This is a genomic window from Nonomuraea sp. SBT364, from assembly GCF_001083785.1.
Taxonomy (GTDB): Bacteria; Actinomycetota; Actinomycetes; order Streptosporangiales; family Streptosporangiaceae; genus Nonomuraea.
This window is the reverse complement of sequence record NZ_LAVL01000025.1, coordinates 32,592-52,146: the sequence shown is the minus strand read 5'-3', so window position 1 is coordinate 52,146 and position 19,555 is coordinate 32,592. Positions and strand designations below refer to the sequence as shown.

The 19,555-nt window shown below is 70.4% G+C and carries 14 protein-coding genes; 13 read left to right on the top strand and 1 reads right to left on the bottom strand.

Translation table 11 applies throughout. The features are described 5' to 3' along the window. Nucleotides 1-14: 14 nt before the first annotated feature. Nucleotides 15-3,461 carry an alpha-L-arabinofuranosidase C-terminal domain-containing protein gene (locus ADY59_RS14880; RefSeq protein ID WP_082310108.1) on the bottom strand — a complete coding sequence of 1,149 codons (3,447 nt, stop codon included), beginning with the start codon at nt 3,459-3,461 and terminating at the stop codon, nt 15-17. 233 nt (nt 3,462-3,694) lie between these two features. Between ADY59_RS14880 and ADY59_RS14875 the strand changes: the two genes are divergently transcribed. The 13 genes from ADY59_RS14875 (at nt 3,695) to ADY59_RS14815 (ending at nt 19,550) form a co-directional block, all read left to right on the top strand. After that, entirely contained in the window at nt 3,695-4,672 is a 978-nt protein-coding gene (locus tag ADY59_RS14875; protein ID WP_049562518.1) for a LacI family DNA-binding transcriptional regulator, read from the top strand. Between the two features lie 74 nt (nt 4,673-4,746). Further along, nucleotides 4,747-5,730 carry an ABC transporter substrate-binding protein gene (locus ADY59_RS14870; protein WP_049562517.1) on the top strand — a complete coding sequence of 328 codons (984 nt, stop codon included), beginning with the start codon at nt 4,747-4,749 and terminating at the stop codon, nt 5,728-5,730. A 62-nt stretch (nt 5,731-5,792) separates the two neighbouring features. Then, entirely contained in the window at nt 5,793-7,301 is a 1,509-nt protein-coding gene (locus ADY59_RS14865) for a sugar ABC transporter ATP-binding protein (protein ID WP_049562515.1), read from the top strand. Between the two features lie 8 nt (nt 7,302-7,309). Beyond that, nucleotides 7,310-8,320, top strand: a complete 1,011-nt coding sequence (locus tag ADY59_RS14860; protein ID WP_082310109.1) for an ABC transporter permease — start codon at nt 7,310-7,312, stop codon at nt 8,318-8,320. Next, nucleotides 8,317-9,303, top strand: coding sequence for a galactofuranose ABC transporter, permease protein YjfF (gene yjfF, locus ADY59_RS14855; RefSeq protein ID WP_049562511.1), 987 nt, complete (start codon nt 8,317-8,319; stop codon nt 9,301-9,303). Before ADY59_RS14860 ends, yjfF begins: the two co-directional genes overlap by 4 nt. A gap of 157 nt (nt 9,304-9,460) precedes the next feature. Then, on the top strand, nt 9,461-10,576 hold the full coding sequence (gene chvE / locus ADY59_RS14850; RefSeq protein WP_049562509.1) for a multiple monosaccharide ABC transporter substrate-binding protein: 1,116 nt from the start codon (nt 9,461-9,463) through the stop codon (nt 10,574-10,576). 57 nt (nt 10,577-10,633) lie between these two features. Beyond that, nucleotides 10,634-12,163 carry a multiple monosaccharide ABC transporter ATP-binding protein gene (gene mmsA, locus ADY59_RS14845; RefSeq protein WP_049562508.1) on the top strand — a complete coding sequence of 510 codons (1,530 nt, stop codon included), beginning with the start codon at nt 10,634-10,636 and terminating at the stop codon, nt 12,161-12,163. A 5-nt stretch (nt 12,164-12,168) separates the two neighbouring features. Further along, nucleotides 12,169-13,431 (top strand): multiple monosaccharide ABC transporter permease, encoded by a 1,263-nt coding sequence (gene mmsB, locus ADY59_RS14840; protein WP_197093643.1) that lies wholly within the window; start codon nt 12,169-12,171, stop codon nt 13,429-13,431. Between the two features lie 76 nt (nt 13,432-13,507). Continuing rightward, nucleotides 13,508-14,503, top strand: a complete 996-nt coding sequence (locus tag ADY59_RS14835; protein ID WP_049562564.1) for a LacI family DNA-binding transcriptional regulator — start codon at nt 13,508-13,510, stop codon at nt 14,501-14,503. A gap of 31 nt (nt 14,504-14,534) precedes the next feature. Beyond that, nucleotides 14,535-16,223 carry a ribulokinase gene (araB, locus tag ADY59_RS14830; RefSeq protein WP_049562506.1) on the top strand — a complete coding sequence of 563 codons (1,689 nt, stop codon included), beginning with the start codon at nt 14,535-14,537 and terminating at the stop codon, nt 16,221-16,223. After that, a complete protein-coding gene (locus tag ADY59_RS14825; RefSeq protein ID WP_049562505.1) occupies nt 16,220-16,867 on the top strand; it encodes an L-ribulose-5-phosphate 4-epimerase in 648 nt (215 codons plus the stop codon). The genes araB and ADY59_RS14825 overlap by 4 nt, the downstream gene beginning before the upstream one ends. Continuing rightward, nucleotides 16,864-18,330 (top strand): L-arabinose isomerase, encoded by a 1,467-nt coding sequence (gene araA, locus ADY59_RS14820; RefSeq protein ID WP_049562503.1) that lies wholly within the window; start codon nt 16,864-16,866, stop codon nt 18,328-18,330. The genes ADY59_RS14825 and araA overlap by 4 nt, the downstream gene beginning before the upstream one ends. A 20-nt stretch (nt 18,331-18,350) precedes the next feature. Then, nucleotides 18,351-19,550: an FAD-binding protein gene (locus ADY59_RS14815; protein ID WP_049562501.1), complete on the top strand. Its 1,200-nt coding sequence runs from the start codon at nt 18,351-18,353 to the stop codon at nt 19,548-19,550. Nucleotides 19,551-19,555: the final 5 nt, after the last annotated feature.

Here is a 19,555-nt window from a genome sequence, read left to right as displayed (position 1 = left end):
GGGCTCGTCGCTCGCTACCTCCGCCCGAGCCGGATGAACGTCACCGAGTTCGCCGGGAAGTCGTACGTGAACCGCCCGGAGAAGCCGGTCTGCCGATGCTGCACCGGGGCGATCCGGTCCGGGTCGGCGATGGAGTTGACGTCGGCGGGCGCCCCGGTCAGCGAGGTGACCGAGGCCGTCCGGCCGACGTGGGCGCCGCCCAGGTCCACCGTGCTCCGCACGGCCGTGTCCTGCGCGTTGACGGCCTTGACCACCAGGTCGCCGGTCCTGTCGTCGGTGGAGACCACCTGGTAGAGCGGCTTGACGGCGGCGTCGTCGACGAACTCGTTCACCTTCACGCCGTCCAGCCAGGTGGTGATCTTCCGGCCGGAGACCTGGACCTTCAGCCGGTGGTCGCGGCCGGTCTCGACCGTGGTGGCCGAGGTGGCGATCGACGCCTTGGCGCCGTTGACCGCCTTCTCCACGGCCGACTGGGTGTTGTTCCAGCCGCCGACGTTCCACCAGTAGAAGTTGCCCGTGTCGCGCACGCCGAACATCACCAGGAAGCCCTCGGCGCCGCCGGTCTTGCGCGCGGTCACCTCGACCGTGTAGTTCGACCAGTCCGCCGACCCGGCGGTGGACCTGGCGTCCTCGACCTGCGCGGTCTGGACGTAGGCGCCGTCCTGGACCGCCCAGGTGCCGAGGCCGGGCGTCCACCCGCCGGCTCCGGCCGCGAAGTCGTCCTCCAGCAGCACGGTGCCGTCGGCGGCCGTCACCCTGACGTCGTCGTAGCGGACCTGCGTGTTCCATGCCCCGACCCCGATCGCGCCCGAGATGTCCTCGACCGGCCGGGTGTCGCCCGCGAACGCGCTCGGCAGCACCCGGTCCCCGACGTTGCGGGAGAACAGCCGCTGCACGTGATAGCTGGGCGAGCCGTACGCCTCGTCGTTGTCGAACCAGATGAGGTCCGGCGCCCAGTCGACGTAGTCGACGTTGGCCAGCAGCGGCGCGTAGGCGGCCAGCTTCACCACGTCGGCGTTGCGCTCGATCCCGGTCAGGAACGACGCCTCGCTGAGCGCGTTGTAGAACGTGTTGCCGCGCGAGGCGTACTCGCCGACGAACACCTGCGGCCCCTCACGGTCGTAGGAGTCGTAGCGGTGGTTGTTGGTCAGGAACCACTCGGGGTTGTTGTAGTAGTGCTCGTCGACCAGGTCGGCCTTCTGCTCCCGGGCGAAGTCCCACATCCGGTCGAACCAGGCGCCCTGCGAGGTCTGGCCCGAGTTGCTGATGATCTGGATGTCCGGATACTTCGCCCTGATCGCGTCGGCGAACCGGGGATAGTTGGCGAAGAACTCCGGGTAGATCTCCTCGTTCCCGAGCCCGATGTACTTCATCCCGAACGGCTTGGGATGCCCCATCGCGGCCCGCTTGGCGCCCCACTCCGACGACGCCGGGCCGTTGGCGAACTCGATCAGGTCGAGCGTGTCCTGGACCCAGCGGGCCAGCCCCGCCTCGTCCGTCAGCGGCCGGTTCTCGCCGCAGCCGTTGACGCCCACCGACAGCACCGGCAGCGCCTCGGCGCCGATGTCCTCGGCGAACTGGAAGTACTCGTAGTAGCCGATCCCGTAGCTCTGGTTGTAGCCCCAGAAGTTGAAGTTCGCCGGCCGCTCCTCGACCGGGCCGATCGTCTCCTTCCACTGGTAGATGCGCCGCCGGTCCTGGTTCTCCGTGTACGGGGCGTACGTGCCGACGTTGGTCACGCAGCCGCCCGGGAAGCGCAGGAAGCGCGGCTTCAGCTCGGCGACGAGTTCGGCCAGGTCCGCGCGCATGCCGTTCGGCCTGCCCTTGAAGGTGTCACGCGGGAACAGCGAGACCATGTCCAGGTCGGTACGGCCCTGCGGGGCCAGCAGCACCAGCCGGCCGGCGTCGGTGGTGGCCTTCGCCCTGATCCGGGCGGTGTACTTGGCCCAGCCACCCGCCTTGACCGGCACCCGGGCGGTGCCGAGCACGCTCGCGCCGCTCTCCAGCGTGACCGTCACCGGGCCCGCCGTGTCGCAGCGCGCCCAGAACGACAGGTCGTACCACTCGCCGCGCTTCAGCGGCAGGCCGCTGTTGAAGCCCGCGTTGCTCACACCGGCCTCGCCGGTGACGTCCAGGCGCAGGTAGTTGCGGTTGTTCGGGTTGAGCGGCCGGTCGCCGCCGACCGCGAGCGTGGCCGTGCCGCCGCGCTCGGCCTCGCTCCACGCCGTCAGCCCGGTGTAGCTGGGCTCGTCGGTGGAGTTGAACTCGAACGAGCGGTTCCGCACCAGTTCGGCGTACAGCCCGCCGTCGGCCGCGTGGTTGATGTCCTCGTAGAACACTCCGTACAGGTCGGGGCTGACCTCGGTGCCCTTCGCGCGGGCGTCGACGGTCAGCTTGCCGGAGGTGTAGCCCTCGACGAGGAACTTCGCCGGCTCGTCGCCGGTGACGAGCCGGTCGCCGCGCACCGACAGGCTCCGGCCGCCCGAGCTCACCGTGACCTTGCCGCCGCCCGCGTCCCGCAGCGTGAACACCGACCCGGTGGGGTCCAGCCGGACGTCCCGGCCGGCCGTCAGGTAGCGGCCGGTGGCCAGGTCCTTCAGCGCGACGCCGTCGCCGCGCGGCTCGGCGGTCACCGCCAGGCTCGTCATCGGCGGCTTCGCCGACGCCAGGACCGATCCCGTACGGTCCGCGCTCAGGTAGCGCCGCTCGCCGGCGGCGCGCAGCGTGAACGGGCCCTGCGGGACCACCGGGCGCCCCTCGGCGGCCTTGACCGCGAAGTAGCCGAAGTCGGCGGTGATCTCGGCGCCGTTCTGCGCCGACAGCGCGTACAGGCCGACCTGCTTGACGTCCAGGTCGGCGGTCACCTGGGTGGCCTGGACCCAGGCGGAGCCGTCCCAGTAGGAGGCGGTGAACCGGTCGCCGGTCCTGGCCAGCTTGAGCGTCTCACCGGTGGAGCCGGTCCGGGCCGCGAAGCCCGCGGTGAAGGCGGCGCTCACCTCGGTGTCGGTCTCGATCACCACGCCGCCCGACGAGCCCACGTGGGCCAGGCCGGTGCGCACGTAGTTGTCCCAGTCCTGCCAGGCCAGGATGCCCGCGTTCTGGAAGTCCAGTGCGACGGCGGCGCTGACCTCGGTGACCACCTCGAAATCGCCGGCCGGCACGTCCAGCAGGAACAGGTTCCGCGCGGTGTTGACGCCCTGGTAGGTGTCGCCGGGCAGCGACCGGACGCGCAGCGCGCCGCCGGTCAGCGACCAGCGGGAGTCGTCGGGGGCCAGCACGGTCCAGTCCGGGCCGAGCGCGGCCGCGTCGAACTGGTCGACCACCGCGCCTTCCGGAACGGGCCCGGCCGCCGCGGCGGCGTTCGGCCCGGCGGCGTCCGGCTGGGCGGCGGAGGCCGCGGGGGTGGCCGGAGCGGTCAGCACGCCCGCCGCCAGCAGCACGGATAAGGCGAGTCGTCTCATGAGTGGGGGGCTCCTCAGAGTGTTGTTAGCGTTAACATAACGTAGTGAGCGTTAACAACGGAGAACGCCGCCTAGTTAAGGACCCCCGCGCCTCCCCGTCAAGCTCCCCGGCCTGTTGTGCGGCCGTAATCGAACCGACGCTTGACGGGACCGGTTGTTAACGTTCACAGTCTTTCCCAGGCCCGGAAAGGAGCACGGTTGTGGCATCCATTCAGGGGCGGCGCCCACCTGTCATGGCCGACGTGGCCAGGGAGGCCGGAGTGTCCCACCAGACAGTTTCCCGCGTGCTCAACGAGCATCCCAACGTGCGCGGGGAGACCCGTACCAGGGTCCTGGAGGCGATCGACAAGCTGGGCTACCGCCGCAACCTCGTCGCCCGCGCGCTGGTCACCAAGCACTCGCGCACGCTCGGCGTGGTCAGCTTCGACACGACCCTGTACGGGCCCGCCAGCACGGTCTACGGCATCGAGCAGGCGGCCAGGGCGGCCGGCTACTTCGTCAGCATCGTCAGCCTCAAGTCCATCGACAGGAGCGGCGTCCGCGACGCCCTCGACTACCTGGCCGACCAGGGCGTCGACGGGATCGTGGTGGTCGCGCCGCAGCGCTCGGCCGCCCGGGCGCTGGCCGACCTGCCGCTCGACGTCCCCGCCGTGGCGGTCGAGGGCGGCGAGGCCGGTGACGTGCCGGTGGTCTGCGTGGACCAGGTCGAGGGCGGCAGGCTCGCCACCGAGCACCTGCTCTCGCTGGGCCACGAGACGGTCTGGCACGTGCGCGGGCCGTCCGACTGGCTGGAGGCCGAGGGCCGGGTCGCCGGGTGGCGGGCCGCGCTGGAGGCGGCCGGCCGGCAGGCTCCCGAGCCGCTGGCCGGCGACTGGAGCCCGCGTTCCGGATACGAGGCGGGCCGCAGCCTGGCGAGCCTGCGGGACGTCACCGCGGTCTTCGTGGCCAACGACCAGATGGCACTGGGCGTGCTGCGGGCCTTCACCGAGCGGGGGGTGAAGGTGCCGGCTCAGGTGAGCGTCGTCGGGTTCGACGACATCCCCGAGTCGGAGTTCTTCTCGCCGCCGCTCACCACCATCAGGCAGGACTTCGGCGCGGTCGGCCGGCACAGCATCGGGGTGCTGCTGCGCCAGATTGAGGGCGGCGGCGAGCACGAGCGGCTCGTGGTGCCCCCGGCCTTCGTGCGTCGTGCCAGCACCGCCCGGCGCTGACTGCCGGGCGGCTGGCGGAAGGGCGTCGTCCCTTCCTTGTTAGCGCTCACAATTCCAGAAAGGACACCCCCCCAGTGTTGAAGAAGATCTCTTTGCTAGTGGCGGCCGCCGTGGTGCTGGCCGGTTGCGGCGGCGGTGACGGCACCACCAGTGCCGGCACCGGCACCGGCGCAGGCGATGATTCGATCGTCATGGGCTTCTCCCAGGTAGGCGCGGAGAGCGGCTGGCGTACTGCGAACACCAAGTCCGTGCAGGAGTCGGCCAAGAGCGCGGGCGTCGAGCTGAAGTTCTCCGACGCCCAGCAGAAGCAGGAGAACCAGATCAAGGCCCTGCGCTCCTTCATCCAGCAGAAGGTGGACGTGATCGCCTTCTCGCCGGTGGTGGAGTCGGGCTGGGACACCGTGCTCAAGGAGGCGCAGAACGCGAAGATCCCGGTCATCCTGACCGACCGCGCGGTGGACTCCAAGGACACCAGTCTGTACAAGACCTTCCTCGGCTCGGACTTCGTCGAGGAGGGCAAGAAGGCCGGCCAGTGGCTGGTGGAGGAGTACAAGGACGCCAAGGACCCGGTCAACATCGTCGAGCTGCAGGGCACGACGGGCTCGGCGCCGGCCAACGACCGCAAGGCGGGCTTCGCCGAGGTCATCGGGGCGGACCCGAAGTTCAAGATCATCGCTTCGCAGACCGGTGACTTCACCCGGGCCAAGGGCAAGGAGGTCATGGAGGCCTTCCTGAAGTCCAACCCGGACATCGACGTGCTGTACGCGCACAACGACGACATGGGCCTGGGCGCGATCGAGGCGATCGAGGGCGCGGGCAAGACGCCCGGCACCGACATCAAGATCATCACGGTGGACGCCGTCAAGGACGGCATGCAGGCCCTCGCCGACGGAAAGATCAACTACATCGTCGAGTGCTCCCCGCTGCTCGGCCCGCAGCTGATGGACCTGGCCAAGAAGGTCGTCAAGGGCGAGCAGGTGCCGCCCCGCGTGGTGACCGAGGAGACCACGTTCACCCAGGAGCAGGCCAAGCAGGCCCTGCCCAGCCGCCAGTACTGACCCGCGCCGGGGCCGCCCCGCCGGGGCGGCCCCGGGAACGTGACCAAGGAGAGGGACGCCGTATGGCCGTACCCGCGCCGATCCTGCGGATGAGCGGGATCGGCAAACAGTTTCCGGGCGTGCACGCGCTCGACGGCGTGGACCTGCGGCTGCTGCCCGGCGAGGTGCACGCGCTCATGGGCGAGAACGGCGCCGGCAAGTCCACCCTGATCAAGGTGCTGACCGGCGTCCACCAGGCGGACGAGGGCGCGATCGAGCTGGCCGGGCAGGCCGTCGCGTTCGGCAGCCCGCTGGAGGCCCGCCAGGCCGGCATCAGCACCGTCTACCAGGAGGTCAACCTCTGCACCAACCTGTCGGTCGCGGAGAACATCCTCATCGGCCGCGAGCCCCGCCGGTGGGGCCGCATCGACTGGAAGCGGATGCGGGCCCGCGCCCGCGAGCTGCTCGCCCGGCTGGAGCTCGACCTGGACGTGTCGGCACCGCTGTCGTCGTACTCGCTGGCGATCCAGCAGATGGTGGCCATCGCCCGCGCGCTCGACGTCGAGGCGCGGGTGCTCATCCTGGACGAGCCCACCTCCAGCCTGGACGCCGACGAGGTGGGCCAGCTCTTCCGGGTGATGCGCAGGCTCAAGGAGGAGGGCATCGCGATCCTCTTCGTGTCGCACTTCCTCGACCAGATCTACGAGATCTCCGACCGGATGACGATCCTGCGCAACGGGCGGCTCGTCGGCGAGTACCCGACGCGGGAGCTCAGCCAGGTCGACCTGGTCGCCAAGATGATCGGCCAGGAGCTGGCCGCGCTCGACCGGCTGCACGGCGAGGCGGCGGCCTTCGACCGCCCCCTGGTGGAGGCCCGCGAGCTGGGCCGGCCCGGGGCCATCGAGCCGTTCACGCTGACCATCCACGAGGGCGAGGTCGTGGGACTCGCCGGTCTGCTGGGCTCGGGCCGCACCGAGATCGCGCGGCTGCTGTTCGGCGCCGACCACGCGGGCGGCGGGCAGGTGGCGATCGGCGGCGCGCCCGCGTCGCTGCGCACGCCCCGCGCGGCGATGAGCCACAAGATCGCATTCTGTTCGGAGAACCGCAAGGCCGACGGGCTGATCCCGGACCTCACCGTCCGCGAGAACATCATCCTCGCCCTCCAGGCGACCCGCGGCTGGACCAGGCCGGTGCCGCGCGAGCAGCAGGACGAGCTGGTCGGCAAGTACGTCAAGGCGCTGCGGATCAGCCCCCCCAACCCCGAGCACCTGGTCCGCGACCTCAGCGGCGGCAACCAGCAGAAGGTGCTGCTGGCCCGCTGGCTCATCCTGGAGCCGCGGCTGCTCATCCTCGACGAGCCCACCCGCGGCATCGACGTGGGCGCCAAGACGGAGATCCAGCGCCTGGTCGCGGAGCTGTCCGACGGCGGCGTGGCGGTGCTGTTCATCTCCGCCGAGCTGGAGGAGGTGCTGCGGCTCAGCCACAAGGTCGGCGTGCTGCGCGACCGCAGGCTGGTCGCCGAGCTGCCCAACGGGCCCGAGCTCACCACGGACGTACTGATGGAGACGATCGCGAGCGGAGGCCGGGCGTGATGGCGGCGATGCGACGGCTGATCTGGCCGCTCCTGATCCTGGCCGCGCTGTTGCTGGTCAACGTGGCCTTCATCCCCGGCTTCCTGTCGATCGAGGTGCGCGAGGGGCACCTGTACGGGAGCCTGATCGACATCCTGCGCTTCGGCGCGCCGCTCATCCTGGTCTCGCTCGGCATGACGCTCGTGATCGCGACCGGCGGCATCGACCTGTCGGTGGGCTCCGTGGTGGCGATCTCCGGTGCGCTGGCGTGCCTGCAGATCAGCCAGGACCAGGGCGTGTTCATCGCGATTGTGCTGGCGCTCGGGCTGAGCGTGCTGCTCGGCGCGTGGAACGGGTTCCTGGTGGCCGGGATCGGCATCCAGCCGATCATCGCCACGCTGATCCTCATGGTCGCCGGGCGCGGCCTGGCCCAGCTCATCACCGACGGGCAGATCATCACCGTCAACGACCCGGCCTACAAGCTGATCGGCGGCGGCTACTGGCTGACCGTGCCGTTCGGCGTGCTCATCGTGCTGGCGGTGCTGGCGATCACCGCGTTCCTGACCCGGCGGCTGGCGCTCGGCCTGCTCATCGAGTCGGTCGGCGGCAACGCCGAGGCCAGCAGGCTGGCCGGCATCCGCTCGCGCGGCATCATCGTCATGGTCTACGCGTTCGCCGCCCTGTGCGCCGGCGTCGCCGGGCTCATGATCAGCTCGAACGTGTCCAGCGCCGACGGCAACAACGCCGGGCTCTGGATCGAGCTGGACGCCATCCTGGCCGTGGTCATCGGCGGCACGTCGCTGGCCGGTGGCCGGTTCTCGCTCGGCGGCACCGTGCTCGGCGCGCTCATCATCCAGACGCTGACCACGACGATCTACTCGATCGGCGTGCCGCCCGAGACCACGCTGCTGTTCAAGGCCCTCGTGGTGGCGGTGGTCTGCCTCGTGCAGTCGCCGGCCTTCCGCGACAAGGTGTTCCATCGCCGGCGGCGGCCGCCCTCCGCCCGCCCGGCCGAGGAGAAGGTTCGGGTGACGGCATGACGACGCTCTCCCTGGGCGGCGGGCGGGTCATCCCCGCCAAGTACGTCCCGGTCCTGGTGACGGCCTGCCTGTTCGCGGCCATGTTCGTGGTGGGCGGGATCAGGTACGACGGCTTCGCCAGCGGGCAGGTGGTGCTCAACGTCTTCATCGACAACGCGTTCCTGCTGGTCGTGGCCGTCGGGATGACGTTCGTGATCCTGACCGGCGGCATCGACCTGTCGGTGGGCTCGGTGGTGGCGCTGTCGACGATGATCTCGGCGACCCTGATGGCCGGGCCCGGCTGGCCGCCGTACCTGGTGGTGCCGCTGGTGCTGCTCATCGGCTCGGGGCTGGGCCTGGTCATGGGCTATCTGGTGCACGCCTTCGACATCCAGCCGTTCATCGTCACCCTGGCCGGGATGTTCCTGGCCAGGGGGCTGTGCTACACGATCGGCACGGACTCCGTCCCGATCGAGGACCCGACGTTCACCGCGTTCGCGCAGACCAGGATCGACCTGTTCGCCGACCTGTGGATCTCGCCCAGCGTGCTCATCGCCGCCGTGGTGGTGCTCGTCGCGGCGTACGTGCTGCACTACACGCGACTGGGCCGGGCGGTCTACGCCACCGGCGGCAGCGAGCAGTCGGCGCTGCTCATGGGGCTGCCGGTGGGCCGGACGAAGATCGCCGTCTACACGATCTCCGGTTTCTGCTCGGCGCTCGGCGGGGTGCTGCTGTCGTTCTACATGCTCTCCGGGTACGGCCTGCACGCGGTCGGCATGGAGCTGGACGCCATCGCGGCGGTCGTCATCGGCGGCACGCTGCTGACCGGCGGCACCGGGTTCCTGCTCGGCACCGTGCTGGGCGTGCTCGTGCTCGGGCTCATCCAGACGATCCTCAGCTTCGAGGGGACGCTCAGCTCGTGGTGGACGAAGATCTTCATCGGTCTCCTGCTGTTCGCCTTCATCCTGCTGCAGCGCCTGTTCTCGGCCCGGACACGCCCCTGACCTGCTCACCTGTGGTTACCGCAACGTTTCCGGGAGGTTATATTCAGCCATTGACAGCGGAGTTGTTAGCGATAACAATCAGCCAGGACGAACGCGAACTTTGTTCCGGTTTATCACGGTTTAGCACCGCAACCCCCATACGAGGAGAGAGTCAAGGATGAGGTTGGGACGAATCGGGGGCGTGGTGTCCGCCATCGCGCTCGCCGCCACCATGACGGCCTGCGGCTCCGCCCAGAAGACCATCGACGCCGAGCCGTCCGCGGGCGCGGGCGGCAGCGCCGGGGCGCTGGTCGGCGTCACCATGCCGACCAAGTCGTCGGAGCGGTGGATCCACGACGGCGACAACGTCAAGAAGCAGCTTGAGGCCCTCGGCTACAAGGTCGACCTGCAGTACGCCGAGAACGACATCCCCACGCAGGCCAACCAGATCGAGAACCAGATCACCAAGGGCGCCAAGCTCCTGATCGTCGCCTCGATCGACGGCACCGCGCTGACCTCCCAGCTCCAGCAGGCGGCCGACAACAAGATCCCGGTCATCGCCTACGACCGGCTGATCCGCAACAGCCCCAACGTCGACTACTACGCCACCTTCGACAACTTCAAGGTCGGCGTCCAGCAGGCGACCTCGCTGCTGCAGGGCCTCGGCGTGGACAAGGGCGAGAAGGGCCCGTTCAACGTCGAGCTGTTCGGCGGCTCGCCCGACGACAACAACGCCACGTTCTTCTGGAACGGCGCCATGTCGGTGCTCCAGCCGAAGATCGACGACGGCACGCTGAAGATCAAGAGCGGCCAGACCGACTTCAAGACCGCCGCGATCCTCCGCTGGGACCCGGCCACCGCGCAGAAGCGCATGGAAGACATCCTCACCAAGACCTACACCGGCGACGCCAAGGTCGACGGCGTGCTCTCCCCGTACGACGGCCTGTCGATCGGCATCCTGTCGGCGCTCAAGAGCAGCGGCTACGGCACCAGCGGCCAGCCCTACCCGGTCGTGACCGGCCAGGACGCCGAGCTCGCGTCGGTCAAGTCGATCGTCGCCGGCGAGCAGTACTCCACCATCTTCAAGGACACCCGCAAGCTCGCGGAGGTCACGGTCAAGATGGCCGACGCCGTGCTCAAGGGCGGCAAGCCCGAGGTGAACAACACCGAGGACTACGACAACGGCAACAAGGTCGTCCCCTCGTACCTGCTCGACCCGGTGATCGTGGACGAGAGCAACTACAAGGACGTCATCATCGGCGGCAACTACTACACCGAGGACCAGCTCAAGTAGGAGCGCGCCCCGGGGGCGGCACGCCCCCGGGGCCCTCCGGGGCGAGGGGCTTGAGACATGACCGACCACATCTTGCGGATGAGCGGGATCACCAAGACGTTCCCCGGCGTGAAGGCGCTGCAGGACGTCACCCTGTCGGTGCGGCGGGGCGAGATCCACGCGATCTGCGGCGAGAACGGCGCCGGCAAGTCGACGCTGATGAAGGTGCTGTCCGGCGTCTATCCGCACGGCGCCTACGAGGGCGAGATCCGCTTCGAGGGCGAGACGTGCGAGTTCGGCGGCATCCGTGACAGCGAGCACGCCGGCATCGTCATCATCCACCAGGAGCTGGCTCTCAGCCCGCAGCTGTCGATCGCCGAGAACATCTTCCTCGGCAACGAGCGGGCCAGGCGCGGCTTCATCGACTGGAACCGCACCAACTTCGAGGCCGCCCAGCTCATGGAGCGCGTCGGCCTGCGCGAGAACCCGACGACCGTCGTCTCCGACATCGGCGTCGGCAAGCAGCAGCTCGTCGAGATCGCCAAGGCGCTGTCGAAGGAGGTGAAGCTGCTCATCCTGGACGAGCCGACGGCCGCGCTCAACGACGACGACTCGGCCCACCTGCTCGACCTGCTGCGCGGGCTGCGCGACGAGGGCATCACCTGCGTGATCATCTCGCACAAGCTCAACGAGGTCACCGCGATCGCCGACTCCGTCACGATCATCCGCGACGGCCGCACGATCGAGACCCTCGACATGGCGACCGACGCGGTGACCGAGGACCGGATCATCTCCGGGATGGTCGGCCGCGCCCTCGACAACCGCTACCCGCCGCACGAGCCGACGATCGGCGAGGAGGTGCTGCGGATCGAGGACTGGACCGTCTACAGCCCCAGCCAGCCGGGCCGCAAGGTGGTCGACGGCGCCGCGCTCACGCTGCGCCGCGGCGAGATCGTGGGCCTGGCCGGGCTCATGGGCGCGGGCCGCACCGAGCTGGCGATGAGCCTGTTCGGCAGGACGTACGGGGTGAACATCTCCGGCAAGGTGTTCAAGGACGGCAAGCCGATCGAGATCCGCACCGTCCAGGACGCCATCCGGCACGGCCTCGCCTACGCCACCGAGGACCGCAAGCGCTACGGCCTCAACCTCATCGAGGACATCAAGCGCAACGTCTCGGCCGCCGGGCTCTCCGGGCTGTCCCGCCGCGGGTGGGTCGACGAGCACCAGGAGTACGCGGTCGCCGAGCGCTTCCACAAGAGCATGAACATCAAGGCCCCCAGCGTGTCGAGCGTCGTCGGCAAGCTGAGCGGCGGCAACCAGCAGAAGGTCGTGCTCTCCAAGTGGATCCTCACCGAGCCCGACGTGCTCATCCTCGACGAGCCCACCCGGGGCATCGACGTCGGGGCCAAGTACGAGATCTACACGATCATCAACCGGCTGGCCGACGAGGGCAGGGCCGTGCTGGTGATCTCGTCGGAACTGCCCGAACTGCTGGGCCTGTGCGACCGCATCTACACCCTCTCCGAGGGCCGCATCACCGGTGAGGTGCCGCGCCGGGACGCGACGCAGGAACGCCTCATGCATCTCATGACCAAGGGACAGGAGTAGCTCCAATGAGCAGCATCACGCCCGCCGGCGTCAAGGCCGGCGCTCAGGGCGGCGGGGGAGGGGAACCCCGGCGGCCGGGCCGGGTGTCACTCGGCGGCCTGTCGCTCAACCTGCGGGCCAGCGGCATCTACATCGCCTTCGCGCTCATCGTCGTGTTGTTCTCGGTGCTCACCGACGGGGCCCTGCTCACGCCGCAGAACATCTCCAACATCATCGTCCAGAACTCCTACGTGCTGATCCTGGCGATCGGCATGATCCTGGTCATCATCGCCGGGCACATCGACCTGTCGGTGGGCTCCGTGGTCGCGGTGACCGGAGCCCTGGCCGCGGTGCTCATGGTCAACATGGGCATGCCGTGGCCGCTCGCGCTGCTGCTCACCGTGGTGGCCGGCGGGCTCATCGGGGCCTGGCAGGGATACTGGATCGCCTACTTCGGCATCCCCGCGTTCATCGTGACGCTGGCAGGCATGCTGCTGTTCAGGGCGCTGACGCTGACCGTGCTCGGCAACCGCGGCATCGGCCCGTTCCCCGACCAGGTCCGCACCCTGGCCAACGGCTTCACCAGCGGCTACCTGGGCAACATCGGCCTCGGCCCGCTCGGCGGCGCCGACCTGTTCAGCCTCCTGATCGGCGTCATCGCCATCGCCGGCATGGTCACCGCCCAGTGGCGCTCGCGCGCGGCGCGGGCCGGCTACGGCCAGAGCGTGGAGCCCATCGCGCTGTTCGCGCTCAAGATGGCCGCCGGCGCGGCCGTCATCCTCTTCCTGGTCGTGCAGCTCGCCCGCTTCCACAACCTGCCCTGGGTGCTGGTGCTGCTGGCGATCCTGGTGCTGGCGTACTCGCTGATGGCCAACCGCACGGTCTTCGGCCGGCAGATCTACGCCATCGGCGGCAACCTGCAGGCGGCCGTCATGTCGGGCGTCAAGGTCAAGAAGGTCGTATTCTGGATCTTCGTCAACATGGGCGTGCTGTCGGCGATCGCCGGCATCATCTTCGCCGGCCGCCTCAACCAGGCGGGCCCGACGGCGGGCAACAGCTTCGAGCTCGACGCGATCGCCGCCGCCTTCATCGGCGGCGCGGCCGTGCAGGGCGGCGTGGGCAAGGTCGTCGGCGCGATCACCGGCGGGCTCATCATGGCCGTGATCAACAACGGCATGTCCCTGATCGGCTCCCCGAGTGAGCGGGTCATGCTCGTCAAGGGCGCCGTGCTGCTGGCCGCCGTCGCCTTCGACGTGTGGACCAAGCGCAGGGCGGGTGCCGCGGGCTGACGGGGCGCCCACTACGATCTGCTAGCCGACGGAAGGAGAGACCGTGGGACCGATCCCCAAGCGACGCTTGCCCGTCATGGCCGACGTGGCCAAGGAGGCGGGCGTGTCGCACCAGACGGTCTCACGTGTGCTCAACGACCACCCGAACGTCCGGGCCGACACCCGCGCCAGGGTCGAGGCGGCCATCACCCGGCTCGGCTACCGGCGCAACCTGGTCGCCCGCGCCCTGGTCACCAGGCGCTCGCGGACGCTCGGCGTGGTCAGCTTCGACACCACGCTGTACGGGCCGGCCAGCACGATCTACGGCATCGAGCAGGCGGCCAGGACGGCCGGCTACTTCGTCAGCATCGTCAGCCTGAAGTCGATCGACGCCGCCAGCGTGCGCGACGCCATCGACTATCTCACCGAGCAGGGCGTCGACGGGGTCGTGGTGGTCGCGCCGCAGCACTCGGCGAGCCAGGCGCTGGAGAGCCTGCCGACCGGCACCCCCGCCGTCGCGGTCGAGGCCACCCACCGGGCCGACATCCCGGTGGTCCGCATCGACCAGGCCGAGGGCGCCAGGATGGCCACCCGCCACCTGCTCGGCCTCGGCCACGAGACGGTCTGGCACGTCAGCGGCCCGGCGGGCTGGCTGGAGACCGAGGGCCGGCTGCAGGGCTGGCGCGAGGCGCTGGAGGCGGCCGGCCGGCCGGTGCCGGAGCCCCTGGCCGGTGACTGGAGCCCGCGCGCCGGCTACGAGGCGGGCCGGAGCCTGGCCGCGATGGACGGGGTCACCGCCGTCTTCGCGGCCAACGACCAGATGGCGCTCGGCGTGCTGCGCGCGCTCTCCGAGGAAGGAGTGAAGGTGCCCGGCCAGATCAGCGTCGTGGGCTTCGACGACATCCCCGAGTCGGCGTTCTTCTCGCCTCCGCTCACCACCGTCCGGCAGGACTTCGACGTGGTGGGCCGGCACTGCATCGAGATGCTGCTCCGGCAGATCGACGCCGAGCCGGGCCCGGCCGAGCGGCTGATCGTGCCGCCCGGTTTCGTCGTCAGGTCCAGCACCGCATCGACCGCCGCTGCCGCAGGATAGAAGCGCGTGGCACCGTCCCCATCGAACCCCCATGGAGTCACATGTGAACGCTAACAAGTTCGTGGTCGGCGTGGACTTCGGCACGCTGTCCGGCCGCGCCGTGGTGGTCCGCGTGGCCGACGGCGCGGAGCTGGGCAGCGCCGTCCACGAATACGCCCACGGCGTCATCGAGCGGGCGCTGCCCGGCTCGGACACGCGCCTCGGGCCCGACTGGGCGCTGCAGTCGCCGCAGGACTGGATCGACGTGCTGCGGATCGCCGTGCCGGCGGCCGTCGCGGCGGCCGGCGTCTCGCCCGCCGACGTGATCGGCATCGGCACCGACTTCACCGCCTGCACCGTGCTGCCCGCCACCGCCGAGGGCACGCCGCTCTGCTTCGAGACCCCCGAGCGGCCGCACGCCTGGCCCAAGCTGTGGAAGCACCACGCCGCCCAGCCGCACGCCGACCGGATCAACGCGCTGGCCGCCCGGCGCGGGGAGAGCTGGCTGCCGCGCTACGGCGGCAAGATCTCCTCCGAGTGGGAGTTCGCCAAGGCCCTGCAGGTCCTGGAGGAGGACCCGGAGGTGTACGGGCGGACCGAGCGGTGGATCGAGGCCGCCGACTGGATCATCTGGCAGCTCACCGGCGTCGAGAGCCGCAACATCTGCACCGCGGGCTACAAGGGGATCTTCCAGGACGGCGCCTACCCGTCGGCCGACTTCCTCGCCGAGCTGAACCCCGGCTTCGCGGACTTCACGGGCAAGCTCGCCACCGGGCCGGTCGGCGAGCTCGCGGGCGACGGCGTCCGGCTGGCCGCGCTCGGCGCGCTCGCCGGGACGCTGTCCGCCGGGGCCGCCGAGTGGACCGGGCTGCCCGAGGGCGTCGCCGTGGCCGTCGGCAACGTCGACGCGCACGTCACCGCCGCCGCCGCCGACGCCGTCCGGCCCGGCCAGATGGTGGCCATCATGGGCACCTCGACCTGCCACATCATGCCCAGCGACCGGCTCGCCGAGGTGCCCGGCATGTGCGGCGTCGTGCGCGACGGCATCGTGCCCGGCCTGTGGGGCTACGAGGCGGGGCAGTCGGCCGTGGGCGACATCTTCGCCTGGTTCGTCGAGGCGTTCGTGCCCGCCGCCTACACCGAGCGGGCCGCCGGGGAGGGCGTCAGCGTCCACGCGTACCTGACCTCGCTGGCCGAGAAGCAGGCCGTGGGCCAGCACGGCCTGGTCGCCCTCGACTGGTTCGGCGGCAACCGGTCCGTCCTGGTGGACCACAACCTGTCCGGCGTCATCATCGGCCAGACCCTCGCCACCAGGCCCGAGGACGTCTACCGGGCGCTCATCGAGTCCACCGCCTACGGCGCCCGCATGATCGTGGAGACGTTCGAGAAGTCCGGCGTCCCGGTCGAGGAGTTCGTTGTGGCCGGCGGCCTGCTGAAGAACCCCTTCCTCATGCAGGTCTACGCCGACGTGCTGCGCCGCCCGCTGTCGGTGATCGGCTCCGACCAGGGCCCGGCGCTCGGCTCGGCGATCCACGCCGCCGTCGCGGCCGGCGCGTACGCCGACATCGAGGCCGCCGCCGCGGCCATGGGCAAGCGCACGGAGGCCGCGTACGTGCCGGACGAGGCCAGGGCGGACGCCTACGACCGCCTGTACGCCGAGTACCGGAACCTGCACGAGCACTTCGGCGACGGACAGGCGCTGCACAAGCTGCGCGCGATCAGGAACGAGGCGAGCGCATGAGGAAGACCGTCAGCGACCTGCACGCCGAGCTGGTCCGCTACAACCTGGTGGCCTGGACCGCGGGCAACGTGTCCGGCCGGATCCCGGGCGAGGACCTGTTCGTCATCAAGCCCTCCGGCGTCTCCTACGACGAGCTGTCGCCGGAGAACATGGTGGTGTGCGACCTCGACGGCAACCTGGTGGAGGGGGCGCACGCCCCGTCCAGCGACACGGCCGCGCACGCCTATGTCTACCGCAACCTGCCCGAGGTGGGCGGCGTCGTGCACACCCACTCGACCTACGCCTCGGCGTGGGCGGCGCGCGGCGAGGCGATCCCGTGCGTGCTGACCGCGATGGCCGACGAGTTCGGCGGCGAGATCCCGGTCGGGCCGTTCGCGCTGATCGGCGACGACTCCATCGGCCAGGGCATCGTCGAGACGCTCAAGGGCCACCGCTCGCCCGCCGTGCTCATGAAGAACCACGGCGTGTTCACCATCGGCAAGGACCCGAAGGCCGCGGTGAAGGCGGCCGTGATGTGCGAGGACGTGGCCCGTACCGTGCACGTCTCCCGCCAGCTCGGCGAGCCGCTGCCGATCGCGCAGGACGACATCGACCGCTTGTACGACCGCTATCAGAACGTCTACGGACAGAGGAGCCCGCGTTGAACATCTGGTTTCTGACCGGCAGCCAGGGGCTGTACGGCGAGGACACGCTGCGCCAGGTCGCCGAGCAGTCGCAGCGCATCGCCGGGGCGCTGCCGGTGGCCGTCGAGTGGAAGCCCGTGCTCACCGACGCGGCGGCGATCCGGCGCGTCATGCTGGAGGCGAACGCGGACGACTCCTGCGCCGGCGTCATCGCCTGGATGCACACCTTCTCCCCGGCCAAGATGTGGATCGCCGGGCTCGACGCGCTGCGCAAGCCGCTGCTTCACCTGCACACGCAGGCCAACGTGGAGCTGCCGTGGAGCTCCATCGACATGGACTTCATGAACCTCAACCAGGCGGCACACGGCGACCGCGAGTTCGGCCACATCCAGACGCGGCTGGGCGTGCCGCGCAAGACCGTGGCCGGGCACGTCAGCGACCCCGCCGTGGGCGAGCGCATCCTGGCCTGGGAGCGGGCGGCCAAGGGCGTGGCCGAGGTGCGCACGCTCAAGCTGGCCCGGTTCGGCGACAACATGCGCGACGTGGCCGTCACCGAGGGCGACAAGGTCGAGGCGCAGCTCCGCTTCGGCGTCTCGGTCAACACCTACGGCGTCAACGACCTGGTCGAGGCCGTGGACGCCGCCTCCGACGCGGACGTGACGGCGCTGGTCAAGGAGTACGCCGAGCAGTACACCGTGGCCCCCGAGCTGCTCGGCGAGCGCAACGAGTCGCTGCGCTACGCCGCCAGGATCGAGCTGGGCCTGCGCCACTTCCTGGAGGGCGGCGGATTCAAGGCGTTCACCACGAACTTCGAGGACCTGGGCGGCCTGCGCCAGCTCCCCGGCCTGGCCGTGCAGCGGCTCATGGCCGACGGCTACGGCTTCGGCGGCGAGGGCGACTGGAAGACCTCGGTGCTGCTGCGCACCCTGAAGGCGATGTCTGACAAGGGGACCCCCGGCGGCACGTCCTTCATGGAGGACTACACCTACGACCTGACCCCCGGCAACGAGCTCATCCTGGGCGCGCACATGCTGGAGGTCTGCCCGTCGATCGCCTCCGGCACGCCGTCGTGCGAGATCCACCCGCTGGGCATCGGCGGCCGGGAGGACCCGGTCAGGCTGGTGTTCGACGCCGAGCCCGGTCCCGGCATCGTGATCGGCCTGGCCGACATGGGCGACCGGTTCCGCCTGGTCGCCAACGAGATCGACCTGGTGACGCCGCCGCAGCCGCTGCCCAAGCTGCCGGTGGCCCGCGCCGTGTGGCGCCCGCGCCCGAACCTGCGCACCTCCACCGAGTCGTGGCTCACCGCCGGCGCGCCGCACCACACGGTGCTGTCCATGGCCGTCGGCCGCGAGGAGCTGACCGACCTGGCCGAGATGCTCGGCGTGGAACTGGTGATCATCGACGCCGAGACCACGACCGAGCGGTTCACCAAGGAACTGCGCTGGAACCAGGCCTACTACCGCCTGGCCCAGGGGTTCTAGCCGTGTGGGAGGGTGGGGCCGTGACGCTGACCAACTGGGCTGGAAACACCTCGTTCCGGGCAAGCCACCTGCACCGCCCCACCTCCCTCGACGAGCTCAGGCGCGCCGTCACCGGCGCGTCCCGGGTGCGGGCGCTGGGCAGCGGGCACTCCTTCAACGACGTCGCCGACACCACCGGCGAACTGGTGTCGCTCGACCGCATGCCGTACCTCGTGGAGGTCGACAGCGGGGCGGCGCGGGTGCGCGTCGGCGCGAGCACCACGTACGCGACGCTCGCCCGCGAGGTGCACGCGCGCGGGCTGGCGCTGGCCAACCTGGCGTCGCTGCCGCACATCTCGGTGGCGGGCTCCGTCGCGACCGGCACGCACGGCTCCGGCGTCGCCAACGCGAGCCTGTCGGCGGCCGTGTCGGCGCTGGAGCTGATGACGGCCGACGGCTCGCTCGTCACGTTGCGGCGCGGCGAGGCCGGCTTCCCCGGCTCGGTGGTGTCGCTCGGCGCGCTCGGCGTGGTCACCGCGCTGACGCTCGACCTGGTGCCCGCCTTCGAACTGCGGCAGTACGTGCGCGAAAGTGTGCCGGACGACGCGCCGTTCGGCGAGCTCATGGCCGATGGCTACAGCGTGAGCCTGTTCACCGACTGGCGTGACACCCGGGCGTGGATCAAGCGCGACACCGAGCTGCCCGCCGAGTGGTTCGGCACCGTGGCGGCGGACGGGCCGCGCCACCCGGTGCCGGGCATGCCGCCCGGAAGCTGCACCGGGCAGCTCGGCGTGCCGGGGCCGTGGCACGAGCGGCTGCCGCACTTCCGGCCCGACGCCCCGCCCAGCAGCGCCGGCGACGAGCTGCAGTCGGAGTGGCTGATTCCGCGCGAGCACGCCGCCGACGCGCTGCGCGAGCTGCGCGGGGCCGGCGACCTGATCCGGCCGGTGCTGCAGATCGCCGAGGTGCGCACGGTCGCCGCCGACGACCTGTGGCTCAGCCCCTCCTACGGGCGCGACAGCGTGGCCGTGCACTTCACCTGGATCAAGGACACCGCCGCCGTGCTGCCGGTGATCAAGCTGGTCGAGGACACGCTGGCGCCGTTCGACCCGAGGCCGCACTGGGGCAAGCTGTTCACCCGGTGGCCGTCGTGCCCGGACCGGTTCCGCGAGCTGGTGCGGCGCTACGACCCGCACGGCCGCTTCGGCAACGACTTCACCCGTCTACTGCTGGGGGAGTAGCGCGG

Coding starts and splice junctions, on each gene's coding strand:
- ADY59_RS14880 (WP_082310108.1), bottom strand. CDS start 3,461: ATGAGACGACTCGCCTTATCCGTGCTGCTGGCGGCGGGCGTGCTGACC.
- ADY59_RS14875 (WP_049562518.1), top strand. CDS start 3,695: ATGGCCGACGTGGCCAGGGAGGCCGGAGTGTCCCACCAGACAGTTTCC.
- ADY59_RS14865 (WP_049562515.1), top strand. CDS start 5,793: ATGGCCGTACCCGCGCCGATCCTGCGGATGAGCGGGATCGGCAAACAG.
- ADY59_RS14860 (WP_082310109.1), top strand. CDS start 7,310: ATGCGACGGCTGATCTGGCCGCTCCTGATCCTGGCCGCGCTGTTGCTG.
- yjfF (WP_049562511.1), top strand. CDS start 8,317: ATGACGACGCTCTCCCTGGGCGGCGGGCGGGTCATCCCCGCCAAGTAC.
- chvE (WP_049562509.1), top strand. CDS start 9,461: ATGAGGTTGGGACGAATCGGGGGCGTGGTGTCCGCCATCGCGCTCGCC.
- mmsA (WP_049562508.1), top strand. CDS start 10,634: ATGACCGACCACATCTTGCGGATGAGCGGGATCACCAAGACGTTCCCC.
- mmsB (WP_197093643.1), top strand. CDS start 12,169: ATGAGCAGCATCACGCCCGCCGGCGTCAAGGCCGGCGCTCAGGGCGGC.
- ADY59_RS14835 (WP_049562564.1), top strand. CDS start 13,508: ATGGCCGACGTGGCCAAGGAGGCGGGCGTGTCGCACCAGACGGTCTCA.
- araB (WP_049562506.1), top strand. CDS start 14,535: ATGGAGTCACATGTGAACGCTAACAAGTTCGTGGTCGGCGTGGACTTC.
- ADY59_RS14825 (WP_049562505.1), top strand. CDS start 16,220: ATGAGGAAGACCGTCAGCGACCTGCACGCCGAGCTGGTCCGCTACAAC.